This window comes from Bdellovibrio sp. HAGR004, from assembly GCF_055397015.1.
Map to the genome: position 1 here is coordinate 1,132,842 of NZ_AP029176.1, position 12,925 is coordinate 1,145,766.

The window sequence follows — 12,925 nt, forward strand, 5'->3', positions numbered from 1 at the left end:
AACCTCAAACTTCACATGGGTTGAGCGGGCGGTTAAACAAATTATCTCGAATCCAGAGGTCTTGATATAACTTGTTTCACCGTCCGCTAGCGCTCGCTAATTTTTCAAAAAGTTGGGGATTTGACACGTCTTAATGCGCAGCAAAACGCCAAGCTTTTGATGTTATTTAAAGCCTTGTCATGATAGCTCTTTTTCTATCCAAAATGAAGGAGTTTAAACGTGTATAAGTTGGTACTTATTCGACACGGTGAAAGTGTTTGGAACCAAGAAAATCGATTCACAGGCTGGCAGGACGTTGATCTTTCCGAGAAAGGTCGAGCGGAAGCTCTAAAGGGTGGCAAAGCTCTTCGTGAAAAAGGCTTCAATTTTGATGTGGCCTATACAAGCATGCTCAAAAGAGCGATTAAAACTCTGAATTTCGTGCTGGATGAGGTTGACCAAGTGTGGCTTCCTGTCCACAAGGACTGGCGTTTGAATGAAAGACACTACGGAGCACTTCAAGGTCTGAATAAGGCAGAGACCGCAGCTCGTCATGGTGAGGAGCAAGTGAAGATTTGGCGCCGCAGTTACGACACTCCGCCACCTCCGATGGAGGTGACAGACCCTCGTCATCCCACGCATGACCCTCGTTACAAGGATGTGGATGCTAAACTTTTGCCTAGCAATGAGTCTTTGAAGGACACCGTTGCTCGTTTCTTGCCGCTGTGGAACGGCACAATCGCACCTGCTGTAAAATCAGGCAAAAATGTCCTGATCGTGGCTCACGGTAACAGTTTGCGTGCCTTGATGCAGCATTTGGAAGGTATGACCCCTGAGGAAATCATGGGCGTAAATATGCCAACCGGTATTCCCATGATGTATGAGCTGGATGCTGATTTGAAGGTCCTGAAGAAGGAATTCATCGGGGACCCCGATGAAGTGAAAGCGGCTATCGAGGCCGTTGCCAACCAAGGCAAAGCAAAATAAGCATTGCGATGAAGGCTCCTTAAGGAGCCTTTCTTTTTTGTCATTCGAATTTGATACATAAGTTGTTTCGATGTGAAACAAATCCCGTGCGGGGGACCTCCTTTGCCCTGTCTTTTCTTAAGTTTGATACGATTTATGTCGATACAAGAGACAGGAGAAATCACCGTGAAATCAGTCCGTAAGTCACGTTCTGTCTTTAATAACAGGGGAAGCGCATTCGTCCAGGCGTTGGTGGCCGTGGGCGTTGTCGGTGTTATGATCTACTTCCTGTCGCCGACAGTTGTTAAGCACAGAACTCAGGTCACTAAAACGGCCTCGATCATTACGGCGCGTCTGGCTCTGCACTCCATGGTGGATTATACTCTGTTCGGTATTCGACAGCGCTGGTGTTTTTCTGAATCCTGGATGCAGGAAAGTTGCGGCAAGAGTGTGCCGGCAACAGCGGTCGAGCTGCTCAGTCACCCGCGCTCGGTTGAGCGTATTCTAATGAAAAAAGAGACCGTCGACTTCTTGCGAGTGATCGGCATCGCCAATCCGGAAAAAGTCCCTGTTTCAAAAATTCACCAACGAATCAATATTGAGTCCTTCTCTGCCTTGCATCCGGTTTATAAGATCGTGGCGGATCTGAAGGGTTACACCGTGGCTGCGATTGATGTCTCTATTTCAAGAGATGTTCGCGCGTCCATCCCAGAGTACGGTCGGGAAGTGTATTTGCGTATTGATGTGAGCTTGTTGGATCGCTCCGGCAAGGTGATCGAAGTGGGCTCAAGCTCCTTGAAAACAACTTCGTATGTCGGGGTTTATCCTCGTGAGGTTGGAAGCTTTGCCATGATGGTGGCGGGTGACCTTTATCTGGATAAAACAGTTACCACGGCTTCGGGTTTGAAGAAGGGTGATGCTGTTATCAAACAAACCGGCTCACGCCTTGCCAATATCAAGTATCCAGGTTTGATCTTTGAAAGTCCGGTCTTTGTAAACGGATCCATTCATTTGCCGATGGCGCCGAATTCCGGGGCGGATCTGACTGGCGGGGACACTGTTTATACGCCGGTGACCTTCAAGGATAAAGTGGTTCTGGGTGACGGACCTGTGATGCGCAATAATCAGGAATTTAAACCGCGTTACGCCGGTCAGCAGGATGACCAGTTCTGGGGTCAGATTCGTCAGTTCGGTGGCTTCCAGAAAGGTGTGGAAGTGGATGGCGCACGTGATCTGGGCTTGGACTATCTTTCTGGTTTTGCCGTCGGAGAGACCGTGAATGCCAGTTTGATGGCACAATGTCTGCGCCACGAAAAGATCAAATACGAACTAGCCAATACCGATAACAGTCAATTGACGGGTCAGTTGCTGGGTCAAAAAGGCAGCAAATACAATTACCGCCTGGCTTTGACAGACGGGAATATGTTCACAGTTCAGAACAAAGACGTTGAAAAGCCAAATTCGCCGGACAACTGGTGGGGCTTCCGTGATCTTTTGAAAGGATTCTCTTTAAGTCAGGAAAAACTGGCCGCGACAAGATATAACATCAAGTTCGGTAATATGTATCTGACCGGGGAGATTCCGGCTGAAGGGTCTGTGACTTTGGAACCGAAGATCGATCTTCGACCTCTGGAAAAAAGTCTGGAGCGTCAGGTCAGTCAGCTAGAGTCTGACGTGAGCAGCAGTCAGGCTCGACTGAATCAAGCAGCCCGTGCTGTGGAGCGAGCAATTCGTGATGTCAACGATGCTGAAAATGATGTCGAGCGTGAGGAGCGTCGTAATCCCGTCGACAAGGATCGCCTGTCAAGTGCGCGTTACAGTCTTTCCAGTGCCCGCAATGATCTGGCTCAGGCAAAACAATATAAAGAACGTATGGAAGCTGAGCTGGATGCAAACGAGCGTAAGCTCAGCGGTACGCGTGAGCAGCTTCGTAAGGTTCGTGCTAGCATGGACATCCAGCCCAAAATTCATCTGACACTTAAAAAACCTCTGAAGCCAGGGGATGACCCTAAGAACAATAACTCCAACTCTTCTTTCCAGGATTTGGATGTCAGCTTTGATAATGCTTCCATGCTGGTCAACTCCATGGGTGAGCGTTTGCCGGTCTCTCTTGAGTTGATCGCTTACGATGTTGGTTACTATGATGGACGTAACTTAAGAAAGAACTGGGCTGCCGGAAATAACAAAGGATGGCTGGTCTTCGAGCCTGAGGGTGCTGACTTCAAGGTGGGTTCTCGCCTGCGCGATTCCGCTGGTCGTGACAAGAGCGGCTATCCAGAGGATATCGACCCTTATGTGAATCTGGACAATGCCTGTGAAGCCTTGGGTAAAAACTCTTCCGCCTTCGGAGGCTCGGACTGGTCCCAGTCATTTGCTTCATCGGCCCGTCAATCGTGGTCTTTCACGGCGAAACTGGGCGAAGCCAAGGACTTTATCTTTGACAAGAACAACGCCCGTTGGGAGCCAAGTGGTGGCAGCACCGCAGCCTTCCAGGTCGTGTCGTTGGCTAAGACCTGCTATATCAAATCCGATGCGAACTTTGTATCCGGTTTCATGAACTGCGAAAGACTGGTGATCGAAGCCCGCGATAAGCCGCTTAGAATCGTCGGCAGCTTCATTCTGACGCAAGGAATGTCCATAGATGATTCCGCTTATCGCAGTGGTATTCGCTGGAGTACCATCTATCACGCCATGGCGACTTATGAACTTCGTAAGGCGGGTGTATTAAAAGGTAATAACAGTGTTGATTGCTCAGTGATCAATCGTTATCCGGTATGGCATCCGTACCCAAGTATCACGGACGTTTCCAATCTGTATAAGTGCAACTCTATCTCCTTGCGCGCCAAGGCCGATCCATTCCGTTGGACGGCAGTGGATCCGGATTGTGGTTTTATTAAGAACAGCAACTCGACAGTGTGTAAGAACCGTCTGGTGCGCTTCTATGTTCTGGAAATTTCGCGGGAGTCCGGCATATGAAATCCCTCATCCGAAACCAGCAAGGTATTTCGATTCTGGAGGTCTTGTTAGGGTTGGCCATGCTGACTCTGGTGGGGTCATTCTTTATCTCAGGAATTCTGAGTATGAAGAAGGTGGCCACAGACAGTGGAGTTAAGAACTCGGTCTATAAGCAGATCAACGACGTCATTGAAAACATCCGGCCTAATGTGCGCATGTATCAGATCAACTACTTCACCTCGGACAAAGAACGTGAAGCAGCGCTGGCGAAGGACAAGCTGCCCATGGCCTGGGGGAATGGAATGATGTCCACGGCCAAGGAATGTCCCGGATGTCCCGGCCGCTATGGTTTTACCATTCAGGCCTACCCGGGGATGAAAGGTTTGTATCTGGTAACAGTTCGTCTGACCCACAAAGATTGGGCGGATGGTACGGATAAAAATGGCAAGGCGGCCAAGCTCACTCCGGCTAACTATGGCTCGGTGGACTATCAGTTTGTGGTGAATGCACAATGATGAAGAATCAACGCGGTTTTACTTTAGCAGAAATGATCGTTGGTGTGGCCCTGATGGGAATCATGGGCATGGTGGCGGCCTCGTTCTTCGTCTTCACGGCAAAAACCAAAACCGAGATCACCAACGAAATTGAAGACAAGGTCGACAGTATTCTGGCCGAGCGTATGATTCTGCGGGATCTGAAGAACTCCGAACCTTCATTTAACAATTTGAATGTGCTGGATGATTACGGTCGCCGGTTCTTTGACTACGTTTCCGATGCGAGCGAGACGGCCGTCGATAACTCTGAACGAAAGCTGACATTGGAGGCGGGGCGCCGCCACGAAGTGATCTTTATTACGACGGCGGAACGAAAGGGCGGAACGATCCTTTATACTCCAGCTTCAGCTTATGAAGTGGGGAATCCGCCGGCGGATCCAAGGCAGGCGGCCTCTTTGAACTTTGTCTCTTTGAATAAAAACAATGAAGTCACCTTCGCCAACGACAAGATCTGGGTGGGTGGAAATGTGGTGATGCTGGATACACCGACAACGGTGAGAGAGATGACCTCATCGGGGCCGGACTACAGCAAGCCGGCGCGCTCTCCGATCTTTTTGGGTGTGGTGCCCAATTCCGGGGCCAGCACGTTGGTGCGCCTGAACTTGGGAAATCTGATCGACATGAGTAATCCGATGTATCCTAATGAGACGATTACAAACGAAGATAAGTTCTTAAGGGATATACCGCCAATGGGAGGAGCTGCTCCTCTTGTCCGCTTGAAAGTTGTCAACATAATCAAGTATTATCTAGCCAAGGATCAAAGCGGGAAGCAAATCAACTTGTGGCGCTCGGTTTATGGGCTGCAAGGATTTAACCAAGGTCAGCTGTTTGCATATGACGTGCAAAAAGTTGAGTTCTCTCGCAAGGACGCAAAGGATGCCTTGATTTACTTCAAGATCGTGCGTCCTGAGAAGAAGTAGCTTTGAGTCTTGATGGGGAATAAAAGGGGGCTTGTATGTTTATGCGTAAAGGGCTTTGCGCCGCCGCTGTGCTAGTGGCATCGGGTACGGCATATGCTCAGACCGAACAGCAACCGGCAGCAGTGAACTCCGGTGCAGGCGGTTCGGCAGGGTTTCAAGGGGTCGTTTTATCCGGCCAGGCGACACGGGCCTCTTCCGACGGTGTGACCATCAACGTGGCCAACACGTGCTTCGGGACAAATCTTCGTCACGTTTCAAATCCGATTTCACCTGCGTCTCAGGTTAAAATCAAAATTACTATGAATGTCAAAGGTGCGATGAAGACCTACGAGGTGCTTTATCCGGCCAATATCGTAATGAAGGCTGGTGAAACCAACGTGGCCGTCATCAAGCACGACACCGTCAAGGCCAGTTATGCCGGGAACAACGTGCGGATTGTGTTGCCGATCAACTTTAACACGATGGTTGACGAGCAAGGGAATATCTCTGATGACTTTGAAGCCAAGCTGGAAGCCATCACCTTCGAACAGGTTTTCGATGCGCGCCAGAAGCAGGAATACATGGGTTACAACGGCCCGCTTTCTGCCACAGTCTATACCAGTGGTTCAAAAGATGGCCGACAGTACAGTGTCTCAGCCTTCTTCCCGGGTGAAAACGGTTATTGCGGCGGGTATTTCTCGCCACTGATGGTCTTCTTTGATGACAGACTTCCTCAGTTCTCTGCGGCTGTGGACTTCCCGCTGAATCCAACGGGCAAAACAATGTGGCCTGAAGCTGGTGCGCCAGGGGCATTCATTGCAGTGGATCGCAATGGCGATGGTCTGATCACCACCGAAGATGAGTTGTTCGGTAATCAGGGGGACAAATATAAAAACGGTTTTGAGGCTTTGCGCGAATTTGATTCGAACAAAGATGACGTGATTGATAAAAAGGACAAAGACTTTGCAAAACTGCTGTTGTGGTTTGATAAAAACGGTGACGGCAAAGTACAAAAAGGCGAACTGGTTCCTTTGAAGTCACGTATTGAGTCAGTGTCTTTGAAATACGATGCTTCTGCGGTAAGCTCCGTGGCAGACCGCGCGGAAATCCGCGAGAAGAGCACCTTCGTCTTCAAAGAAAAAGGCAAAAAGAAGGAAGGCCGCGTGATCGACTTGTGGTTCTCTCCAAAAATGAAGTAGTCCAGTTTTAATTAGCAAAAAAATCCGAAGCCGGAGTGTGTGAAGACACTCCGGCTTTTTAATTTTTGACAGGTTAATTTCGGCAACATTGACCTGAGTGCAGAGCGCGCCATAATTCGGGCAAGTGATTACAAGGAGGATGTTATGCCTATGCGTTCTTTGGCGCCCTGGAGCAGTCAGCGCCGGTTGGGGGCCACTTCAGACCTAATTAGTCAGTTCGAGGATTTTATTAACGACTTTGACCGGGGTTTTGGTTCAAGTCTGGCGCGTTCAGGGATGGACTTCTCGCCTGCCGTGGATGTTGAGGAAAAGGACAATGCTTATCTTGTGACGGCTGATTTGCCGGGCATGAAGAAGAATGAAATCAAGTTGGATCTGTCAGATAATGTACTGACGATTTCTGGAGAGCGCACCCGCCAGAGCCAAGGGGAAGGGCGCTATACTGAAAGATCCTATGGCAAGTTCCTAAGATCCTTCACGTTGCCCACCCAGGTGAACTCCGAAAAGATCGAAGCTCACTTCGAGGACGGTGTACTGCATATTACGCTGCCTAAAACAGAGGGCGCGCGCAGTCATAGTATCAAGATTATGTAGGGCCAAGATTTTAGCTTGATCCTCGGGACCCATGTGCTTGAATAGGTGCATGGGTATTCTGCTTAAAAATATTTCGACATTACTGACCTTGCAGGGCGCTTCAGCCAAAAATGGCCGTCACATCAAAGAAGAAGATCTGGGTATTATGAACCAGGCTTCGGTTGTCATGGATAAAGACAAAATCCTGTGGGTGGGCCCCCATAAAAAACTTTCCAAGGAATGGGCCAAGAAAAAAGGAATGCGCGAACTGGACATGAAGGGCAAAACGGTTTTGCCTGGGTTCGTGGAGTGTCACACACATCTGGTTTTTGCCGGAGATCGCGCCGCAGAGTTTGAAATGCGCAATCAAGGTGTCAGCTACCAGGAGATTGCCGCCAAAGGAGGCGGCATTTTGTCGACGATGCGAAAAACGCGGTCTTCGACTTTAAAGGATCTGGTGGCGACCGGGCAGAAGCGGGTGAATCACTTTCTGGCTCAGGGGGTGACCACGCTGGAAGTGAAATCCGGTTATGCTTTGAATCTGAAAGATGAAATCAAGGTTCTTCAGGCGATCCAAGAGCTCAAAGGCCCACGCACTGTCAGTACATTCCTGGGGGCGCATGCTTTGCCGCCGGAATACAAGTCTTACGAAGAATATCTGACCTTCCTGGCGGAAAAGGTTCTTCCTGTTGTCGCCAAAAAGAAATTGGCTCGTCGGGTGGATGTCTTTATTGAAAAGGGCTTCTTTCCGGCGGAGGCCTCTGAAAGATATCTGCGTCGTGCGCAGGAACTGGGCTTTGATGTCCTGATCCACGCCGACCAAATGTCTTTAAGTGGCGGCAGTGAGGTGGCGGTACGTCTGGGGGCCCTTTCTGGCGATCATCTGCTGCAAATCGAGGAAAAAGAAATCCGCAATCTGGCAAAATCGGAAGTGACCGGAGTTTTGTTGCCTACGGCCGATCTTTACACAAAGACAAAATATCCTCCGGCCCGAGCGATGATCGATGCGGGGGTGCGCGTGGCTCTGGCCACAGATTTTAATCCGGGTACATCGCCGACGCAGGATCTGAATCTTGTCGGCCTCTTGGCTCGCTTGGAAATGAAGATGAGTCTGCCGGAAGTCATTGCAGCCTACACCGTCGGTGCAGCTCATGCTTTAAATCTGCACAAAGAGGTGGGATCCATCGAAGTGGGCAAATCTGCTGACATTGTAGGCATCGATCAGGAGTGGTCGTGCCTGTTCTACAGTGTGGGAGAGCACGCGGAGAAGGTTGTTTTCTCGAGAGGAAAGAAGGTTTTTGAGTCTTAAATTTAATCTGACGCGTCAGAAAATTTAAGATTCTTAAAATTTCCTTTGAATTAGGAAGGGTTTTCTTCCTAGTCTTGGGTTGTGTCTGTGGAGGGGGGAGCTACAACATGAGGTCATCATACACCACGTTAATGCAGTCGAAGTATTTTAATCCTGCTTTTAATAGTGCCATCTTTGATGGTCCCGTTCGCATTTACTTCGCCCAGTTTCATGAAGCGCTGGCACTGAAGATCTATTTTTTGATTCAGCAGAAACTTACAGCCGAAATGGCAAAGGCCAAGGAAGTTTCCAAGGCTTCCGGAGCCAACATCCTGGTGATGATCTATCCGACGGAAGACAGCTTCCTGCTGTCTTTTGAAGACGCCGCCAAACACATAGGTCCTTTGGAAGTTGAAAAATGGCACGATGATGTGGTGATCGGCCTGCGCGGTCCTATTGAAGATGAAAACCTCGACCTTTTGGTTGAGACTTTGCGTCTCACAATGGAAAACTGGCGTCCAGCCCCTGTGGTGCGCACTACCTCTCCTGCGGAAGTGTGATATAATTTAAAATATGAATAAACGAGGTCAAATCGTGGTGGAGTATGTGCTCCTCCTCGTCCTAGCCGTGAGTCTTGCCGCCATCCTGGTCAGTCGACTGGTGAGCCGCAATGCTGATGACCCCGGCATCCTGGTCGCGAAATGGCATAATATTTTAGAAGTCATCGCGGAAGATCTTCCTGATGGAAAATAGAAACTAAAGGAACGCGTGCCCGCGTTTTTGCAGTTCTTCTTCAATCGCCGTCTGCATTTTTTCCTGAATATCCTGAGCAATCTCGTTCATCAATTCCGAATCATTGATGGCTTCCGGTTTATAGGGCAGATGGATCGGCTCTAAAAAGCGAATGCGCCATTTGGCGGGCAGGGGAATGACATTCAAAGGCAGTGGAATGACGGTGCCCTTCAGGAATTTCGTGAACTTCAATTTCTTCAGATTGATGTGGGTTTCCTCGGCCCCCAAAACCACCACGGGAACGATGGGGCATTGGGCTTCCAGAGCCATGCGCACAAAGCCGCGTTTGAATTCCTGCAGCTGATAGCGTTCAGACGTGGGTTTGAAGTTTCCCTGTTCACCTTCTGGGAACAGAACAATAGCGTTTCCTTTTTTCAGGGCATTGACGCCGTTTTCATAGGTCGCTTCGGTAAAACCCATTTTGTTGGCGGGAATGGCCGTGGTCTCAGTTAAAAACCAAAAATGGTGAGTCAGAACGCGCGGCACACGCTTGGCTTCCTGTTGGACAATATGTCCCAGCAAGATGGCATCAAAGCCAGAATAGCCGGAGTGATTTGGTGCCAGCACCACCGCGCCTCGGCGGGGAATGTTCTCAACGCCTACCACTTCCAGGCGGAAGTATTTGCGCATGATTTCCAGAAGAAAGCGCGGCAGAACACGAAAAATCAAAGTATCGCGATCCAGAGAGCGCAAACCAAAAATTTTTTCGTTGGGTTTCTTCAGGAAATTCTTCATTATTATTACATCGATTGGAGAATGTTTATGTCTTCTTTTATCATGGCCATTGACCAAGGGACAACCAGCTCAAGAACCTGCATCATCAATCAAGCCGGAGGTCTTGTCGCCGAGGCGCGTGAGGCCTTTAAACAGATTTTCCCCAAGCCCGGTTGGGTGGAGCATGATCCCGAGGATATTTGGTATTCCACGCAACGATCCATGCGTTTGGCATTGGAAAAGGCAGGGATCAAAGGGTCACAGATCCGTGCCATTGGCATCACCAATCAGCGTGAAACAGTGATGCTTTGGGATTCGGAAACGGGCAAGGCCCTGCACAACGCCATTGTGTGGCAGTGTCGCCGGACGCAGCAGATTTGCGAAAAGCTGAAGAAAAACAAAAAAGAAAAAATGATCACTGCCAAAACCGGACTGGTTTTGGATCCGTATTTTTCGGCGACCAAAATTCAGTGGCTGCTAAAGAATGTCCCCAATGCGGCGAAGAAGGCCCGTGAAGGTCGTGCCTTGGTCGGCACCGTAGACACTTTCCTTCTGTGGAAGTTGACTGCAGGCCAGTCGCATAAGACGGATGTGAGCAATGCCTCACGCACGATGCTGATGAACATCCACACGGGGTGGTGGGATCAGGATCTATTAAAACTTTTCGGTGTGCCTGAGGCCATTTTGCCGGAAATCTGTCCGTCCAATGCGGAATTTGGTGTCACTCATGGTTTGGGTTTTATGCCCGATGGAATTCCTGTGACGGGTATTGTTGGGGATCAGCAGGCGGCCTTGTTTGGGCAGACTTGTTTTGATGTTGGGGATTCCAAATGCACCTTCGGTACAGGCAGCTTTTTACTTTTGAACACCGGAAAAAAAGCGGTGAAGTCCAAGAACAAACTTCTGACGACAATCGCATGGAAACTGAAAAATCAGGAAATGACCTACGCCCTTGAAGGAGGCGCATTCGTCTGTGGGGCCGCAGTTCAGTGGTTGCGCGACGGACTGGGATTGATTCAGCAGTCATCTGAGGTGGAGACTTTGGCCAAGACCGTACAAACCACCGAAGGGGTGGAATTCATTCCGGCACTGACCGGTTTGGGAGCGCCTCACTGGAAGCCGGAGGCTCGTGGGGTGATCTGTGGATTGACTCGTGGAAGCACCAAAGCTCATATCGCGCGCGCGACTTTGGAAGCCATGGCTTTGCAGAATGTGGATATCCTAAATACCATGCAAAGGGATCTGGGTAAAAAACTGCGTGGGGTTCGGGTGGATGGCGGTGCTGCTGCCAATGATCTTTTGATGCAGCTGCAAGCGGACTATTGTGGGGCCAACGTTGTTCGTCCCAAAAACTTGGAAACCACGGCTTTGGGGGCGGCCTTTATGGCAGGATTGGGCGCTGGTGTTTGGAAGGACCTAAAAGAAATCAAACGGGTCTGGAAAGTGGAAAAGGAATTCAAAGTGCAGATGGCCACGAAGGCGCGCAAAGATCGTCTTAAAAAGTGGGCCGAAGCTTTGGAAAGAGTGTAGTGCATGAACGGCCCCGGAGCGCAGACAATCTTTAAGAAAGTGGCGGTGTCCGAAAAGAAGCTTCTGTTTCGCGAGATTGCCGATGACAAGCTTCAACTTTCGATGAAAGGCTCGGTGAACGAGGAGGTCTTTCATTTGATCGCTGTGCAGGTGGATAAGGATGAAACTTTGTTGTGTCATCACACGGCGGACTCCAAAGGGGTTACCACCCCTCAGAAAGTGGTGGTGAACTTTCCCTTCAAAAGCGAGCGCTACTTTTTCCAGACGGACTTGTCCTTCAGTGTTGGGTGGGCGGTGCTTAAGACCGATGTGGACCTGTTCCAGCTGCAACGCAGAGCCAATGCCCGTATTGATTTGCCGGCAAAGTACGAGGCCATTTTCAGCATTCTGAATCACGGCAATCGGGTTTACTTTGTTGAAACCAGGGTGAAAGATGTCAGCGCCGGAGGTCTGAAAATAGATTTCAAAGGGACCTCACCGGATCTGAAAGTGGGGGACCGCATCAAGGGCGCTCTGCGTCTTGGAAGTCGTCGGGCCATGGAGTTTGAGGTGGAGGTGCGTTTTGCCCAGAAGCGGGAGCAAGAGGGTGAGACCTTCCAAACTGCGGGTTTACAGTTTCTAAACGTCAATCAGATGCTGGAAACGCGTTTATTGAGTCTGATGATGGATCTGCAGCGGGAACTGTTCTTAAAATATCCCAAAAAAGACGGGCGATAGAAGTTGTCAGTTTCATTTGGTGTCATTTTGTCCGGCACGAATCTTGGAAAGATTGTTGTGTTTGATTAAAAAGGAGCCTTTATGAAACTACCATTGATGTCTACTCTTTTGGCCGCAGCTTTCATGCTGCAAAGTCCATTGGTTTCTGCGCAAATTCGCCCGGATCGTGGCAACGACGATCGACGCGAAGATCACCGTGGGCCGGATCGTTACCATGATGACGATCGTTATGATCATGGCCGTCGCGATGATCGCCATGGCGGTATTCGCCCTCGTCCAGAACCACGTCCACCGGTCAGACCGAATCCGCGTCCTGATCCATATCCGCATCCAAACCCTCGTCCAGAGCCGTATCCAAATCCTTATCCTCCGCACAATCCCTATCCGCCTCCAGGCAATCACTATGGTGAATCCAGCGTGCAGTTCTATGGCGTGAGTCGTCGCGGCGGTGGCGAGTGGTTGCGTGTGCAGTTCAACTATGCAGCTTATGTGGACTATGTTCGCGTCAGCGTTTACCGTGCCGGAGTGCAATTGCATGAAACTTATGCGATCACTCAAAGCGGTCGTCGTGTGCAGTTGAACCGTTTGAGCTACACAGGCACGTTCTACTCTGGTTTGACGTCAGAATATCTGATGGCCGGAGAAAGAATCGTGGCGATTGATATCCGCGCTGAATCCATGGGTGGGTATGCGGACCTGGATGTGCGTGTATCATCCAGCTACGGTGCACCTTCCATTTATCCTGTTCGATACTAGTTC

At 49.8% G+C, this 12,925-nt stretch carries 13 protein-coding genes; 12 read left to right on the top strand and 1 reads right to left on the bottom strand.

Annotation, left to right across the window (positions count from 1 at the left end; all coding sequences use genetic code 11):
- Positions 1–219 precede the first annotated feature (219 nt).
- The 9 genes from gpmA to ACZ5ZV_RS05845 all read left to right on the top strand — a co-directional run bounded on the left by gpmA (position 220) and on the right by ACZ5ZV_RS05845 (position 9,166).
- Positions 220–966: a 2,3-diphosphoglycerate-dependent phosphoglycerate mutase gene (gene gpmA / locus ACZ5ZV_RS05805; RefSeq protein ID WP_464120496.1), complete on the top strand. Its 747-nt coding sequence runs from the start codon at positions 220–222 to the stop codon at positions 964–966.
- A 165-nt stretch (positions 967–1,131) separates the two neighbouring features.
- Positions 1,132–3,921 carry a zinc ribbon domain-containing protein gene (locus ACZ5ZV_RS05810; RefSeq protein ID WP_464120497.1) on the top strand — a complete coding sequence of 930 codons (2,790 nt, stop codon included), beginning with the start codon at positions 1,132–1,134 and terminating at the stop codon, positions 3,919–3,921.
- Positions 3,918–4,415 carry a type II secretion system protein gene (locus ACZ5ZV_RS05815; RefSeq protein ID WP_464120498.1) on the top strand — a complete coding sequence of 166 codons (498 nt, stop codon included), beginning with the start codon at positions 3,918–3,920 and terminating at the stop codon, positions 4,413–4,415. The genes ACZ5ZV_RS05810 and ACZ5ZV_RS05815 overlap by 4 nt, the downstream gene beginning before the upstream one ends.
- Positions 4,412–5,374 (top strand): pilus assembly FimT family protein, encoded by a 963-nt coding sequence (locus ACZ5ZV_RS05820; protein WP_464120499.1) that lies wholly within the window; start codon positions 4,412–4,414, stop codon positions 5,372–5,374. Before ACZ5ZV_RS05815 ends, ACZ5ZV_RS05820 begins: the two co-directional genes overlap by 4 nt.
- Positions 5,375–5,409: 35 nt before the next feature.
- Positions 5,410–6,552, top strand: coding sequence for an EF-hand domain-containing protein (locus ACZ5ZV_RS05825; protein WP_464120500.1), 1,143 nt, complete (start codon positions 5,410–5,412; stop codon positions 6,550–6,552).
- A 144-nt stretch (positions 6,553–6,696) separates the two neighbouring features.
- Entirely contained in the window at positions 6,697–7,146 is a 450-nt protein-coding gene (locus ACZ5ZV_RS05830) for an Hsp20/alpha crystallin family protein (protein WP_464120501.1), read from the top strand.
- Between the two features lie 49 nt (positions 7,147–7,195).
- On the top strand, positions 7,196–8,434 hold the full coding sequence (gene hutI / locus ACZ5ZV_RS05835) for an imidazolonepropionase (protein ID WP_464120502.1): 1,239 nt from the start codon (positions 7,196–7,198) through the stop codon (positions 8,432–8,434).
- A gap of 107 nt (positions 8,435–8,541) precedes the next feature.
- Positions 8,542–8,973, top strand: coding sequence for a hypothetical protein (locus ACZ5ZV_RS05840; protein ID WP_464120503.1), 432 nt, complete (start codon positions 8,542–8,544; stop codon positions 8,971–8,973).
- Between the two features lie 13 nt (positions 8,974–8,986).
- On the top strand, positions 8,987–9,166 hold the full coding sequence (locus tag ACZ5ZV_RS05845; RefSeq protein WP_464120504.1) for a hypothetical protein: 180 nt from the start codon (positions 8,987–8,989) through the stop codon (positions 9,164–9,166).
- A gap of 3 nt (positions 9,167–9,169) precedes the next feature.
- Here the strand turns inward: ACZ5ZV_RS05845 and ACZ5ZV_RS05850 are convergent, their stop codons facing one another.
- Positions 9,170–9,940 carry a lysophospholipid acyltransferase family protein gene (locus ACZ5ZV_RS05850; protein WP_464120505.1) on the bottom strand — a complete coding sequence of 257 codons (771 nt, stop codon included), beginning with the start codon at positions 9,938–9,940 and terminating at the stop codon, positions 9,170–9,172.
- A gap of 21 nt (positions 9,941–9,961) precedes the next feature.
- On the opposite strand from ACZ5ZV_RS05850, the gene glpK reads away from it, so the two are divergent.
- From glpK to ACZ5ZV_RS05865, 3 genes are all read left to right on the top strand, one after another.
- Positions 9,962–11,449: a glycerol kinase GlpK gene (gene glpK, locus ACZ5ZV_RS05855; RefSeq protein WP_464120506.1), complete on the top strand. Its 1,488-nt coding sequence runs from the start codon at positions 9,962–9,964 to the stop codon at positions 11,447–11,449.
- Positions 11,450–11,452: 3 nt separating this feature from the next.
- Positions 11,453–12,166, top strand: a complete 714-nt coding sequence (locus ACZ5ZV_RS05860) for a flagellar brake protein (protein WP_464120507.1) — start codon at positions 11,453–11,455, stop codon at positions 12,164–12,166.
- Positions 12,167–12,247: 81 nt separating this feature from the next.
- Positions 12,248–12,922 (top strand): beta-sandwich domain-containing protein, encoded by a 675-nt coding sequence (locus ACZ5ZV_RS05865; RefSeq protein ID WP_464120508.1) that lies wholly within the window; start codon positions 12,248–12,250, stop codon positions 12,920–12,922.
- Positions 12,923–12,925 lie beyond the last annotated feature (3 nt).